The organism is Xanthomonas sp. NCPPB 3959 (genome assembly GCF_056675575.1).
The window spans coordinates 59,055-73,718 of the sequence record NZ_JBWWVR010000007.1 but is presented as its reverse complement, the minus strand read 5'-3'; the positions used below and the strand labels follow the sequence as shown (position 1 = coordinate 73,718).

The 14,664-nt window shown below is 62.7% G+C and carries 10 protein-coding genes; 4 read left to right on the top strand and 6 right to left on the bottom strand.

Annotation, left to right across the window (positions count from 1 at the left end):
• Positions 1–61: 61 nt before the first annotated feature.
• On the bottom strand, positions 62–1,441 hold the full coding sequence (locus AC1KVG_RS09990; protein WP_006451457.1) for a serine hydrolase domain-containing protein: 1,380 nt from the start codon (positions 1,439–1,441) through the stop codon (positions 62–64).
• Positions 1,442–1,774: 333 nt separating this feature from the next.
• On the opposite strand from AC1KVG_RS09990, the gene AC1KVG_RS09985 reads away from it, so the two are divergent.
• Together AC1KVG_RS09985 and AC1KVG_RS09980 are read left to right on the top strand one after the other, a co-directional pair.
• On the top strand, positions 1,775–3,139 hold the full coding sequence (locus AC1KVG_RS09985) for an NTP/NDP exchange transporter (protein WP_481094296.1): 1,365 nt from the start codon (positions 1,775–1,777) through the stop codon (positions 3,137–3,139).
• 983 nt (positions 3,140–4,122) lie between these two features.
• Positions 4,123–4,476: a DUF1304 domain-containing protein gene (locus AC1KVG_RS09980; RefSeq protein WP_104549834.1), complete on the top strand. Its 354-nt coding sequence runs from the start codon at positions 4,123–4,125 to the stop codon at positions 4,474–4,476.
• Positions 4,477–4,703: 227 nt separating this feature from the next.
• Here the strand turns inward: AC1KVG_RS09980 and AC1KVG_RS09975 are convergent, their stop codons facing one another.
• Positions 4,704–7,178 carry an acyl-CoA dehydrogenase gene (locus tag AC1KVG_RS09975; RefSeq protein ID WP_481094295.1) on the bottom strand — a complete coding sequence of 825 codons (2,475 nt, stop codon included), beginning with the start codon at positions 7,176–7,178 and terminating at the stop codon, positions 4,704–4,706.
• A complete protein-coding gene (locus AC1KVG_RS09970; RefSeq protein ID WP_481094294.1) occupies positions 7,175–8,098 on the bottom strand; it encodes an alpha/beta fold hydrolase in 924 nt (307 codons plus the stop codon). The genes AC1KVG_RS09975 and AC1KVG_RS09970 overlap by 4 nt, the downstream gene beginning before the upstream one ends.
• Positions 8,099–8,235: 137 nt before the next feature.
• On the opposite strand from AC1KVG_RS09970, the gene AC1KVG_RS09965 reads away from it, so the two are divergent.
• Positions 8,236–8,844: a TetR/AcrR family transcriptional regulator gene (locus AC1KVG_RS09965; protein WP_481094293.1), complete on the top strand. Its 609-nt coding sequence runs from the start codon at positions 8,236–8,238 to the stop codon at positions 8,842–8,844.
• 107 nt (positions 8,845–8,951) lie between these two features.
• Here the strand turns inward: AC1KVG_RS09965 and AC1KVG_RS09960 are convergent, their stop codons facing one another.
• The 3 genes from AC1KVG_RS09960 to hslO form a co-directional block, all read right to left on the bottom strand.
• Positions 8,952–11,723 carry a TonB-dependent receptor gene (locus AC1KVG_RS09960; RefSeq protein WP_043889354.1) on the bottom strand — a complete coding sequence of 924 codons (2,772 nt, stop codon included), beginning with the start codon at positions 11,721–11,723 and terminating at the stop codon, positions 8,952–8,954.
• 242 nt (positions 11,724–11,965) lie between these two features.
• Positions 11,966–12,805: an XOO1806 family protein gene (locus AC1KVG_RS09955; protein ID WP_043889850.1), complete on the bottom strand. Its 840-nt coding sequence runs from the start codon at positions 12,803–12,805 to the stop codon at positions 11,966–11,968.
• A gap of 153 nt (positions 12,806–12,958) precedes the next feature.
• Entirely contained in the window at positions 12,959–13,849 is an 891-nt protein-coding gene (gene hslO / locus AC1KVG_RS09950) for an Hsp33 family molecular chaperone HslO (RefSeq protein ID WP_481094292.1), read from the bottom strand.
• Between the two features lie 74 nt (positions 13,850–13,923).
• On the opposite strand from hslO, the gene mtgA reads away from it, so the two are divergent.
• On the top strand, positions 13,924–14,664 hold the full coding sequence (mtgA, locus tag AC1KVG_RS09945) for a monofunctional biosynthetic peptidoglycan transglycosylase (protein ID WP_481094291.1): 741 nt from the start codon (positions 13,924–13,926) through the stop codon (positions 14,662–14,664).

Below are 14,664 nucleotides of genomic sequence, written 5' to 3'. Positions count from 1 at the left end.
AACGCCAAAAACAACAAAGGCGACCGAAGCCGCCTCTGTCTTGAATCGCTGCGACGCCAACTCAGCGCGGCGATGCCACCGACTTGCCGGACGAGGCACCCTTGCCTGCAGGATCGGGACGCTCGGCCAGCATGTTCTCGCTGCCGAAGTCGCCATCCACATCGATGTCCAGCCAACGCTTGGCCGGCAGGCCGAGTGCGCGATCCAGGATGGTCGGCAGCATGCCCGACGGCAGACCGCTCTCACCGTTCCACATGATGGCGATGCCAAGGTCGCGCTCGGGCAGCAGCGCGACCAGGCCGCGATACCCCTGCACCGCGCCGGCATGGAAGATGACTTGATGGCCGGCGTAATCGAACACGCGCCAGCCCAGCGCGTAGCTGGCAGCGTCCACACGCTCATGGCGCCAACCCGAGCGCATCTCGCCCGGTGTGGAGATCAACGGCGCATGCAGCGTCGCCAGCAGCGGCGCAGGCAGCACGTCGGTGCGGTGACCGGTGTGTGCAAGCAACCACTGCGCCATGTCGCTGGCGCTGGCATTGACGCCGGCAGCGGGCGCCAGGCGGTAGTAGGTCGGCTTGGGCGTCAGTGCCACCCAACCGCCGCGGCTGCGCACATGCGGGCGTGCCGCGTGCGGGCTGGCCTGGATACCGGCCAGGCCCATGCTCGCGTCATTCATGCCCAACGGCTTGAAGATGCGGCGCTCCACCGACTGCTCATAGAAGCTGCCGGAAGCGGCGAACACCACATCGCCGACCAGACTGAAGGCCACGTTCTGATACGCATAGCAATCGCCCGGCGCGCAGCGCAAGGGTGCAGCGGCGAGCTTGTGGCTGAGCGAGTAGTAGTCGACGTTGGACTCGATATCGCGGTCGTAGGCATTGCGGGTCAGGCCAACGCGATGGCTGAGCACCTCGGCGACGGTGAGTTGATGGGTGGCGACGTTATCGCTGAGCTGGAAGCCGGGCACATAATCGACCACCTTGCTGTCCCAACGCAGCACGCCGTCGTTGACCAACAGGCCGGCCATGGTGCTCGCGAACGCCTTGGACAGCGAGGCGAGGCGGAACACGGTGTGGCCATCGACCGGCTGCGGATGATTGACGTCGGTGACGCCATAGCCGCGCGCGCTGAGCACCTTGCCACCCTGCACGATCGCCATCGCAATGCCGGGCACGCGGTTGCCGTAGGTCAACTGATTGGCCATCGATTCGAATGCGGCCACATCGAAGCCGGCCGCCGGTGCCAGCACACTGCTGGCCGGAAGCGAGGCGCGATACTGCAGCGGAGCGGTGGGCGACTGTGCGGCGGTGGCCGGCTGCAGCGCAAAGGCAGCTGGCGCGGGCGTCTGCGCGGTGGAAGAGAGGGCCAGGGGCAATAACGCCCCGAGCAGCCCGATGGCCAACGGACGAAACCGTCGGGGCCTGCGCATTTCAGTCATGGTTGTCCCGCCTGTTCCACTGCCTCCGGCGATTCTAGCGCCGCGCTTCGCAATAGCACAAACTGCCAGAAGATGAATGGGCATCATATTGATCCTATTGATGATTTTAGGTTCAGAAATCGGGCGGCGCGGAGCGCTTCGAGTGCGCCTCGGCACTTATGCAGATGTGGCTGCAAGCGGCGTGCCGACTGGATGCACGGTCAGTCCGTTGTGTTCTGCACCGCGGCGCTGGTGGTGCTGCGCCGCATCGGCTAACTTGCGCGCTTCCTTCGCGGGTGCCGCCGCTGCCATGTCCTTGCTGTCGGGCCCGTTTGTGCAGGCGATTTGTTCACCATGACCAGCCGATTTTCTTCGTCGCAGTCTGCGGCTGGCCGTTTGAGCGGCGCGTTGCGCAGCTCGCCGCCGCTGGCGTGGAGTTTTCTGTATTTCTTCTGCCTGCTCAGCGGGTATTACGTGCTGCGCCCGGTGCGCGAGGCGATGAGCGCCTCGGCGGATGTGGAAGCGATCTTTCCCACCGGCATGATCGCCTTCTTCGCCGCGCATGGCATGCCGCTCAAGGACTTCACCCTGCAGGTGCTGTTTACCTGCACCTTCCTGATCATGGTGTTGCTGCAGCCGGTCTACGGCGCATTGGTCAGCCGCTATCCGCGCCGGGTGTTCCTGCCGGTGGTGTATGGCTTCTTCATCGCGACCCTGTTGCTGTTCTACGTGTTGTTCGATAGCGGCGTGCCCGGGCGCGGCATGGCGTTCTTTTTGTGGGTGACCGTCTTCAACCTGTTTGCGGTGGCGGTGTTCTGGAGCTTCATGGCCGACGTCTTCAGCAATGCCGAAGCGCGCAGTTACTACGGTTACATCGGTGCGGCCGGCACGCTGGGTGCGTTTCTCGGGCCGATCCTCACCCGCACCCTGGTTGAGCGCGTCGGTATCGCGCATCTGATGCTGGTGTCGGCCGGGTTTCTGACGGTGTGCGTGGTCTGCGTGCTGCGTCTGCGCTTGTGGGCGGTTGCGCGCGAGCAGGAGCGACAGCTGAGCTCCGGCGAAGTGCCGATGGGCGGCGATGTGCTCGGCGGGCTCAAGTTGATCGTGCGCGAGCCGTTGCTGCGCTGGCTGGCCTTCATGGTGTTGTTCGGTGTGGGCGTCGGCACCTTGCTCTACAACGAGCAGGCAGCGCTGGTACGGCGGCTATACACCGACGCAGCGGCGGCTACCGCCTATTACGCGAGCATTGATCTGGCGATCAACGCGCTCACCCTGGTGCTGCAGTTGCTGGTGACGCGCGCGCTGTTGTCGCGTTTCGGTATCGCACCGGCGCTGTTGATTCCGGGTGTGGCGATCACGCTGGGCTATGCCGTGCTGACAGCCTCGCCGTTGCCGATGATGATCGCGATCGTGCAGGTGATCACCCGCTCCAGCGAGTTCGCACTGGCCAAGCCGGCGCGCGAGACCTTGTACACGCGCGTTGACCGGGAATGGCGTTACAAGGCCGGCGCGGCGATCGACACCGTGATCTACCGCGGTGGCGACCTCACCTTCGTGTGGGTGCACAAGCTGGTATCGGCATTCGGCTCCAGTGCCGTGTTCGGCGTCGGTCTGCTGGTGGCCTCGGGCATGACACTGGGCGCATTCGGTCTGCTGCGCGAGGCGCGCAAGCTGCCTGCCGAGCGCGATGCGCAGACCGTCAGGCAGGTGTCCGACTAAGAATGGCTGGCAAGACTACTTGCCGCCATCAGGCGGGCGCGACTGTTGCTGGGTACGGCGTGTACCACTGATACAGCTGGTTCTGAGAGCGCCGTGCATATCTGCCTGCTCATTACTCGCGACGTTTTGTCAGCCGCTTCAAGGCAGCGAAATCTCTGTTGCCTTGGAGTAGTTGGACAGTGTTGATAGCTCTTTTGCAGAGCGGATGATCTCAGGGCTGGAGCGGCTGATCTGTGGGTTTGCTGCAGGGCCCTTGCCCGCCCACCATCGCGGGACACGCCGCAAGTACGTCCATGTAGGCTCTTACGCGGCATCCATGCCGCGTAAGGTCCCGTGACGGTGGGCGGGCAAGGACCAGTGGAGATGGTAGGTGTGCATGGTGCAAGCAAGTCATGACGTCCGCGTTCGGATAACGGCGCGTTTTGTCATCTTTCCAACGCAAGCAGATAAACGGCCAAGTTTGCAAGAAAGCAACCGATTAACTCCCTGGTGCGGTGTCCTCACCGCTTGCGGGACCGTGTGGCGGCATGGATGCCGCCACCGAGCCTACATGGACGTACTTGCGGCGTGTCCCGCGAGCGGCGAGGGCATCGCGCCCTCGACCAACGCGGCTTGGGACCATCCAGATGACGCGAAGAGCGGCAACAAAATACTGCGCTCACCTTCAGGTTGGCGCGGTTTGTGTTCGGCGAGGTATGTAGCACCGGGGCACTCCGATCCTGAGCGCGCCCTACGTGCCACCGGTCGAGAGCTCGCGACCTTCTATCAGCCACTCCAGGAGCCGGCAGCAAGCCACTGCGACTGTCAAACAGCGGCTGTCAAACATACGTAGCCGGTGTGCGCATGGCAGCGCTTTACTCGTACACGCAGGTCTTGCATCTCTTCCGCCATCTTGCCTTAGCGCGAGGTTCCATTGGTTGCTTCAGACCGGGCGACTGCAATCGCGACTATGCTGGCTGCCACGTTCATTACGCCAATCTGCCATGTCCCTGTTCGCCATCGTCGCCGGCCTGTGCGTCGCTCTGCTGCACGTCTACATCCTGGTATTGGAAATGGTGCTGTGGACGCACCCGCTGGGCTTGAAGACTTTCCGCAACACGCTCGAGAAGGCTCAGGCCACCCGCGTGCTGGCAGCCAACCAGGGCCTCTACAACGGCTTCCTGGCCGCCGGTCTGTTGTGGGGCGCGTTGCAGGCCCGCACCGACGTGCTGAGCTTCTTCCTTGGCTGTGTGGTCGTGGCGGGTTGCTACGGCGCCTATAGCGTCAACCGTCGCATCTTCTTTGTGCAGGCGTTGCCCGCGCTGATTGCGTTGGCGTTGGTGTGGTTGCCGCGCTGAGGTTCTGCCGGCAGCGTCTTCGCTTCTCGTAGGAGCGGGCTTGCCCGCGATGAAGCATTACCGGTAACGCTTCATCGCGGGCAAGCCCGCTCCTACGAAGGTGTAGCCGCTGGGAACTGGTCGACAGACCAAGGCTGCTGGCAGCGTATCCGCGAGCTTGCCGGTTTCCACAAACAACGACGGCGGGCCGAAGCCCGCCGTCGTCTACTGTCGCCTTGGCCTGCGCTTTACGCCGCTTCGCGCGGCTGCTGTGCCTGCGGCTTGTCGTAGTAGCTGGCCGCACGCAACTCATGCGGATCGAAGTCGTCCACGGTGATGGTATCCATCATGATCGCGCGCAACTCTTCCAGCTGCTTGCGCTCGTCGATGGTAATCACCCCCTCGGTCACGGCCTCGTCCAGCTGCGCGGGGAAATCCAATGCCTCAATGCCCTTGGTCTTGAGCGCCTTGAGGAACTTGCGTTCCACCGGTTCGGCCAACACGGCCTTGGCTAGGTAGCTGGCGATACGGCCGCCGGGATTGTTGGCGCATGGGGTCAGGAACACGCCCTGGCCCAAGCGATCGCGTGCCTCGTTCGGCGTCATCAAAATCGACGCCACGCGGTGCCCCAGGCGGTCGCCCGGCGCTTCAGCACGACGGCCAAGCGGGAAAATCAGCACCCACATCAGCCAACCCACCGGACGGATCGGGAAGTTGCGCAGCGCGGCCGACAGCGCGGTTTCGATCTTGTGCACGCTGTCATGGAAGGCCCAGGCCAGCAGCGGATGATCGGCGGCCGGTGCGCCTTCGTCGTGATAGCGCTTGAGCATCGCACTGGTCAGGTAGATGTGGCTCAGCACATCGCCCAGGCGACCGGATAGCGATTCCTTGAACTTGAGCTTGCCGCCCAGCATCAGCATCGACACGTCGGCCATCAGCGCCAGGTTGGCGGAATAGCGATCCAGCTTGCGGAAGAACCGACGCGTATACGCATCGCCTGGCGCAGCGCCGATACGTGCGCCGGTCAGGCCGAACCAGAACGAACGTACCGCGTTGGAAATGCCGAAGCGGATGTGACCGAACAGGCTCTGATCGAAGTCTTCCAGACCACGGCGCGTATCCGGATCCTGCGCCGCCTTCATTTCCTTCATCACCCACGGGTGGCACAGGATTGCGCCCTGGCCGAAGATCAGCAGGCTGCGGGTCATGATGTTGGCACCTTCCACGGTCACGCCGATCGGCGCTGACTGCCAGGCACGGCCGGCGAAGTTGCGCGGCCCCAGGATGATGCCCTTGCCGCCAATCACATCCATCATGTCGCTGACCACTTCGCGGCCCATGGTGGTGCAGTGGTACTTGGCGATCGCCGACGGCACCGATGGCACATCGCCACGGTCCACCGCCGCCGCAGTGGCCTGCGACAACGCACTGATCGCATACGCCTTGCCGCCGATCCGCGCGAGCGCTTCTTCCACGCCCTCGAAGCGGCCGATCGACAGGCCGAACTGCTTGCGGATGCGCGCATATGCACCGGTCACCACCGCCGCGTACTTGCCGCCGCCGCTGGCGGTGGAGGGCAGGGTGATCGAACGACCCACCGCCAGACACTCGTTGAGCATGTTCCAGCCCTTGCCGACCATGTCCACGCCACCGATCAACTGGCTGAGCGGGATGAACACCTCGTTGCCACGGATCGGGCCGTTCTGGAAGGTGGAATTCAGCGGGAAATGCCGGCGGCCGATTTCCACTCCCGGCGTCTCGCGCGGCAACAGCGCCAGGGTGATGCCGATGTCCTTGTTGTCGCCGATCAAGCCTTCCGGGTCATACATGCGGAACGCCAGGCCGATCAGCGAAGCCACCGGTGCCAGGGTGATGTAACGCTTGTCGAAGGTGAGCTTGACGCCGAGCACATTGGCGCCATTCCATTCGCCCTTGCAGACGATGCCGTAGTCCGGGATCGAGGTCGCATCGGAGCCGGCAAACGGGCCGGTCAGACCAAAACACGGCACTTCGGCGCCGATGGCCAGACGCGGCAGGTAATAGTCCTTCTGTTCCGGCGTACCGTAATGCAGCAGCAACTCGCCCGGCCCGAGCGAATTGGGCACACCGACGGTGGAGCTGACCACGCTAGAGATCGAGGACAGCTTCTGGATCACCTTGTGGTGCGCCAGCGCGCTGAAGCCCAGGCCGCCGTACTGCTTCGGAATGATCATGCCGAAGAATTTCTGCTTCTTGATGTAATCCCACAGCTCCGGCGGCAGATCGGCGTGGACATGGGTGATTTCCCAGTCGTTGACCATCTTGCACAGCTCTTCGACCGGACCATCCAGAAACGCCTGCTCTTCGGCGGTCAGCTGCGGCTTGGGGTAGTTGAGCAGCTTCTGCCAATCCGGATCGCCGGTAAACAGCTCGCCTTCGAAGCCCACCGAGCCGGTTTCCAGCGCAATGCGTTCGGTCTGCGACAGCGGCGGCAGCACTTTGCGGAAGAAGCCCATCAGCGGCGTGGTCAGCAGCGGCTTGCGCAGGAACGGCAGCAAGACAGGCGCCGACACCAGCACCACCAGTACGGCAGCGACGATGGTTGCGGTGAGATTGGCACCCAGCAACCAGCACGCCACCAGCACGCAGGCGCTCAGCGCGACCCACGTGGCAAGGCGCATGCGGTGGTAGGCAGCGATGCCCGCCGCCAGGATGACGAGGAGGAACGGTGCAACGATGCTCATGGTCTTGCTCCAGTGACATGCTCGGTAATGTTGGACGCTGCGATGGTGCCAACCGAGGGCAGTGCATCCAGATAATGCAACACGGTGGCGGTAAAGGTGGTGTTGTCGTCGCCGGCCAGCATGTGCGTGGCATCGGGCAACTGCACGTGCTGCGCATGCGGTGCGATCGACAGGAATTCGCTGATGGTGTCCGGCGTGACCAGATCGCTGCGCCCGCCGCTGATCAGCAGCATCGGGCAACGCACCTGGGACGCGGCGTCCAGCAATGCCTGCTGCTGCGTATGCGGATCCTGCCCCGCCAGTTCGTCGACCAGGCGCGGGTCCCAATGCCAGTGCCAACGCCCGTCGGCACGCTGCCGCAACAAGGCCTGCAACTGGTCTGCGGTCTTGCGCGGACGATGCGGCAAATATGCGGCAATCGCGTCTGCCGCGGCATCCAGCGATGCGAATCCGCCGGGATGCGCAGTCATGAACCTCAGGATGCGCTCCACGCCCCGCGTGTCCCAGCGTGGTGTGATGTCGACCAGCACGATCGCCCGAAACAAACCCGGCCAGCGCGCCTCTGCCAGCAGACCAAACAGCCCACCCATCGACGCGGCGACCAGCACCGGCGGCTCGGATTGCTCACCGGCGAGCACGATCAGATCGTCGGTGAATTGCGTGGCCGAGTAGGGCACCTCAGCATCGTTGACGCTGGAATCGCCATGCCCGCGTGCGTCGTATGACAGCGCCCGGTAGCCGGCTTCCGCCAAGGCGGTGGCCGTGCCTTCCCATGCGTATCGTGTCTGGCCGAATCCATGCGCGAACAGCACGGTCGGTGCGCGTTCTGCGCCCTGCGCCGACACCGCAAGCAACGTCTCACCAATACGGATGTTGGTGACAGACGTAATGCAGGCGAGGCTAGAGGAAGAGGTGACCATACCTAATGGTATGGATCTAGTGCGCTCACTGTCAATACTCAGTGGTATGGATGGTTAAGCCATTGAATCATGGCGGTTGTGCCTGCATTTCATGATGCATACTGCAACTGACTCTAGCGTATGGTTAAATCGTCGCAATGAACGACATCACCGATTCCAGCCCCACCACGCCCCGCGCCAGTTCCGGTCGCGGTCAGCGCCTCAGCGCAGACGATTGGGCACAGGCCGCGCTGGACCTGATCGCCGAACAAGGTGTCGGTGCAGTCGCCGTAGAACCACTGGCGCGTCGACTCGGCGTCACCAAGGGCAGCTTCTACTGGCACTTTCCCTCGCGTGATGCGCTGCTGCAGGCAGCCCTCGAACGCTGGGAGATCTTCGAACAAAAAGAAGTGTTCGGCAGCCTGGAAGACGTCCCGGATCCCAGTGCACGCTTACGCGCGCTGTTCCAACTGGTCGCGCACGAAGTCAAACCGCATGTCATCTACAGCGAACTGCTCAAGGCACTCGACCACCCGGCCGTGCGCCCGGTTATCGACCGCGTCTCGCAACGCCGCCTCGACTACCTGATCGCCTCGTTCCGCCAGGCCGGCCTCACTCGCACCGACGCCCAACACCGCGCCCGCCTGGCCTATGCCGCCTATGTCGGCTTCCTGCAGCTGTCGCTGCAACTACAGCAACCCAAGCAGGCCCGCGAAGACTTCGAAGCCTATGTCGAGCATGTGATTCAGACGTTGATTCCCGGGTGAGCTAAACAGTAGATAGCGAGTTGCTCGCTTCTTGAAGCCCAGACATGACTACGGCCCCGATTGGGGCCGTAGTTACTTTATGCAGCTGGTTTTATCAGCTGTTTCGATCAGAAGCGCTGACGGTACTGCATGTACATATAGCGGCCCGGCACGTCGTACTGCGGGTCGAACCTGTTGGCCGACGTGCTGTACGAAACCGGCGGATCCTTGTCGAACGCGTTGTTTAAGCCAAGCGATACGGTCGCATTCCAAGGCGTGCTGTAACGGAACTGGATGTCGTGATACGTCGTCGCGCCAATGTGGTTGCGCGGTTCAGCACCATCGGCCGTGACACGATCAGGATCGGAGCAGTAAGCCTGCGCCAATGCCGCTGACAAGGGGCAGGACTCCGCCATACCGGACTTGTAACGCAGGCCCCAGTTGATACCGAAGTCACCCAACGACCAGTCGACATACAGGTTGGAACGGATGCGCCAGTAAGGATCCTGGTTCAGGTAACGACCCTGGAACTGTTCGAGTTCGGAATCGGCAGTTGCCTTGGTTTCCCAGCTCGACAGATAAGTCGAATCCCAGCTGATGGTGAACTGGCCGAATGCCGTTTCCGGCAAGCGGTAATTGATGGCCAGATCCCAACCTTCCACCTTGTACGACGACAAATTCAACAGTGGCATGTTGATGTTGGTGACGGTGTAAGCGCCATCGGCATAGTTCGGGTCGCGCGTGATGAGCGCGCAGTACTCGGCCTGCTCACCCGCACTGCCGCCATAGCACTTGTCCAGGATGAACTGGGATTCCGGACGTGTGATCGCGTTTTCGATCTCGATCTGCCACCAATCCAGGCTCACATTCAGGCCTTGCGCGAAGCTCGGACTGAACACAAAGCCCAGCGTGCGGCTGGTCGAAGTTTCAGGCTGCAGCTGATCGTTGGAGGTCCAGGTGAACGGCTCAAGGGTCTGCTTGGCACCATTGCCTGCACCAGGCTGCACGAAGTTCGCAGGCACGCCTGCCGCTGCACAGTTCTGCGCCACCACCGGGTTGCTCAGCTGGCCGGACTGGCTCGAGCACGGATCGGCGTAGGTCTCGAACGAATCGGAATTGCCTGCGAACAGATTGTTGATGCTCGGGGCACGGAAGCCTTCGCTGTAGTTACCGCGGATCATCAAGTCCTGAATCGGCTTCCAGCGGAAGCCGAACTTGTTGTTCACGGTATCGCCGAAGTTGCTGTAGTCCGAGTAGCGGGTCGCCAGGCTGAAGTCCAGCAACTGTGCACCCGGCAGATCGGCCAGAACCGGAACCGACAGTTCGAGGTAGAACTCGTCGAGGCTGTAGGAGCCGGCCGTCGGGCGCGCGCCATTGCCCGTACTCAGGCCTGCGGCAATGAAGGCGTCCGGATCGAACTGGCCACTTTCCTTACGGTATTCGTAGCCAGCAGCGAAGGCCAGCGGGCCTGCCGGCAGGTCTACGATATCGCCGCTGATGTTTGCGGTATAACCCTTCGATTCGACCATCGACGAATCATGCGCAGTGAAACTGGTGTAATCCAGCGCATCCTGAGTGATCGAGCCGCGGGGTCCCAGTGGATTGACCGGCACGCAGCCCGGAATCACGTCGCCGCCCGGACCGGAAACGCAGACCGGCACGCCATTGCGCAGCTCAGACGGCCCGTAGGCATTGTTTAGATTGGACAGGTTGAACAAGCCATAGGTCAGGACATTTTCATCCGACTTGTCGTAGCGATAGCCCACGTCCCAGTCGAAGCTGCGATCGGCAAATTCAAAGAAGCCTTCAAGGCCACCATAGAAGTGCCAGTTCTTCACATTCTGATTGAAAGAGCGGCCACCGGACTCGATGAAGCGACGATTGACGCCGGTCAGATCCTGACCAAACGGGTTGTAAAGACTATCTGCACTGAGCGTCAGGCCAGTGATTGGCATTGCTGCGAGCAGCTGCTCAGACTTGCGCTCGTTGTACATCGCCTCGGTGCGGAACGTCACGTTGTCGGTGAAGTTGAAGCTACCTTGGGCAAACAGCGAGGTGCGCTCCTGCGGAGTGAGCAGATAGTTGTCCGGTGCAGTGTTGTAACCGTGAACATTGGCAACGTACGGAGTTTCGACGCCATTGATCAGAATGTTGCGTGAGCCATTCCGGATATACGAACCCGGGAAGCCGGTGCCGCTCTGGCCGCTGAAGAACGGCGGGCCGCCGGCAGAGATCTCCCGATCGCCCGCCATCACCGACTCTTCCTGGACATAGGAAGCGCCGATCAACAGGCTTGCGCGATCGGTGGTGGTGCCGATGGTGAAGTCGTATGCCTGACGCTGGCCGTCGCCATCGCTGTACTGACCGACGTTGACGCCAGCTTCGGCGCCGTCGAAGTTCTTGCGGGTAATGATATTCACCACGCCGGCAATGGCGTCGGAACCGTAAATCGTGGAAGCGCCATCCTTCAGGATGTCAATGCGCTCGACCATCGCAGTCGGAATGGTGTTGAGGTCGACGCTGCCGTCCAGGCCGGTGGTCCAGCGGCGGCCGTTGACTAATACCAGCGTACGCGCGCTGCCCAGGTTACGCAGCGCAATGCCGGAACTGCCGTCGCCGCCGTTGTTGAAGGTGCGATTCAGGGCTGCGCCGTTGGCCGCGACACGCTGCAGCACATCTGCAACAGAGGTGACGCCCTGCTTATCGATGTCCTGGCGAGTCAACGTCAGAACCGGCTGCGAGGTTTCAACGTCTGCGCTCTTGATGCGCGAACCGGTCACTTCGATCTTGTCGAGGTTGGTGGTGCCGGCTTCCTGCGCGACGGCGGTACCGGTACCGGCCACGCCCACGACAAGCGCGAGGACAACTGCATCGCGCAGCTTGTTGGACTTGCAATTCATTAGCTCTCTCTCCAAGTGATCTTGGGTACTGCCAAGGGTTGTTTGCCTGTCGGGGGTTCCGAAAGAAGCGGATCCAAAACGTCAGGGTGAACCGATGGTATATGCGTTGCGCGAAGAATTAAAGTCCCGTTAACGAAAAAGAAGAAAGACGTGAAACGGAGATGCGCGGCAACATCCAGAACGAAAAACGCCACCGGCTACTAACCGGTGGCGTTCTGGGAAAGTACTTTTGAATCAGTAGCTTACAGGTCTTGTTCGTACCGAACGTACGGAATCGTGCCGTCGTTATTGCTTTCGTTGTTCGGGGCAAAGGGGTTCTTGCCGCGGGAGATGACATTTTCCGCGCCGACTGTCAACTGTCCGCTCCACGGGGTGCGCCAGGTCAGACCGAGGCCCAGGCCTTCCCATTTTTCCGGCTGGCCGGGAACGTCGACCACGCGGCCGATGACGTTGGCGCTGAAGGCACCATAGCCGCCGCCGACGCTAAGGGTCTTGGTGTCCCACTGGTCTGCGATGGCCGGGGAGACGTCTGCCAAGGGCACCAGCCGCGCGCGGGCATAGGTGCCGCCGATCGAGACGAAGCCTTCGCGGCCGATGTTCTTCTGGCCGAACACGGTCAGGTCGTTCTGTTCGACGCGGGTCAGCGGTGCCTTGCCGGCGCCGATCAGCCAGGCGGGCAAGGTGTCGCGGCCGGTGCCGGCGGTGACGCCAGCGCGGGCGCCAGCACGATTGAAACCCAGCGTGGCCGAGACCCGGCGCGATGCGGCAGCGCTGTCGTCTTCTTCGTCACCGATTCCGGCAAGCAGGCAATGGCTGGCCAGACCATTGATGTTGGTGCCGCGGCTGCTGTTGCAGATCAGGCCCAGCGAGTCGCCGGAGGTCAGGCCGAAGGCCGCATCCAGCGAATTGCGGCCGAAATGCCAGCGTGCGCCTGCCTTCTGCTCGCCGGTCGGCTCCAGATATAGAAAGGCTTCCACCTTGCCGCTGCCCTTGTTCCACACCGGCAGGATGGTGCTTTCGCGCAGCTGCTGGGAGGCGGCCGACTGCGCGTGCACACCCGTGGCTGCCGCAAGGGCAACCAGCAAAGCAAGCGGAAGGCGCAGGAGGTGTCGCATACCAGAGTTCAGACCCAGGAGGAGTTGTTAAGTTCCCGAGAGCGGGCGACGAGAATGCTAGGGTGTTTATGATTATTTAACAAGTGGGTGCGTTCCCCAGAAAGCACCCGTCAAACCTTTCTACTGCAACCTTTCCGGCGCTTCCAGCGAAGGTTGCGCTGCGCTGAAAAGTACGTCGAGGGCGGTCAACGGAAAGTGATACTCACGCCCGCAGAATTCGCAGCGCACCTCGACTTCGCCAGTCGCCTCCGCCGCTGCGCGGGCTTCTTCTTCGCCCAGGGACTGCAGCATCGAAGCGACCCGCTCGCGCGAGCAGGAGCAGCCGAAGCTGAGCGGCTTGTCGCCGAGCAACTGCGGCTCCTCTTCGTGGAACAGGCGGTGCAGCAGGTCTTCGCCAGCCACCGACAGCAGTTCCGGGGCACCCAGGGTGTCGAACAACGCGCCGATGCGGGTCCAGCCGTCGTTGTCGCCCTCGTCGCCGGGCAGTTTCTGCAGCAACAGGCCGGCCGCCTGGTCCGGGCCTGCGGCCAGCAACAGGCGGGTCGGCAACTGTTCGGACTGGTGGAAGTAGGTCTCGAAGGCTTCGGCCAGATCCGGGGCCTGCATGCCGACCAGGCTCTGGTAGCGCTGCGGTTCGCGCGGGTCCAGGCCGGGATTTTCGATGGTGATCGCGAGTAGTGCGGCCTCGCCCAGTTCGCGCAGGTCGGTGGGTGCATCGGCGCCATCGGCCAGTTGCACGATGCCGCGCAAGGTACCGGCCGCGGTGCATTCGGCGAACAAGGTGCGCAGTGTTTCATTGCCGCGCAGCTGTACCGACAGACGTCCGTCGACCTTGGTATGGCCGGTGAACAATGCCGCAGCCACCGCCGCTTCGCCGAGCAACTGGCGGGCGGCCGGCGGGTACTCGGCTGCGCCCTGGATGTCGTGCCAGGCCTGGGTCAGGCGCACGTGGACGCCGCGCACGCCGGCGGCAGGCAGCAGGAAACGGGAAAGCTGATCGTGATCGGTCATGGGAACATCGGACGTAAGGGACGCTAGTTGCCGGATAATGCGGCAGGCATCGGGATGATAGGTCGTAGCAAACAATGGGGACGGATGCATTGGATGGCAAGCAGGTAGCGCCACCGCGGCGCGCTCGGCGCTGGCTGCGCTGGGTGTTGGCGGCACCGTTGTTGTTCGCCGCCGCGAGCGTGTTGCAGGTGCTGGTGCTGCGGGTGGTCGATCCGCCGATCAGCAGCATGATGGTGGGGCGCTATCTGGAAGCCTGGGGCGAAGGCGACTGGAATTTTTCGCTGCATCAGCAATGGCGCGACTACGACAAGATTGCTGCCAGCCTGCCGATTTCGGTGGTGGCTGCGGAGGATCAGCAGTTCCCGGTACATCACGGTTTCGATCTGCAGGCCATCGAGAAGGCGCGCGATCACAATGCGCGCGGTGGGCGCGTGCGTGGGGCGAGCACGATCAGTCAGCAGGTCGCCAAGAACGTGTTCCTGTGGCAGGGCCGCAGTTGGGTGCGCAAGGGCCTGGAGGCTTGGTACACGGTGCTGATCGAGCTGTTGTGGCCGAAGCAGCGCATTCTGGAGATGTATCTCAACGTGGCCGAATTCGGCGATGGGGTGTATGGCGCGCAGGCCGCTGCCCGGCAGTTCTGGGGCAAGGACGCGGCAGGGTTGTCGCCGACCGAATCGGCGCGTCTGGCTGCGGTGCTGCCCTCGCCACGTCGCTATGACGCACGGCGCCCCGGGGCCTATGTGCAGCGGCGCACGGCATGGATCCAGCGGCAGGCGCGCCAGTTGGGCGGTCCTGCGTATCTGCAGGCGCCATGA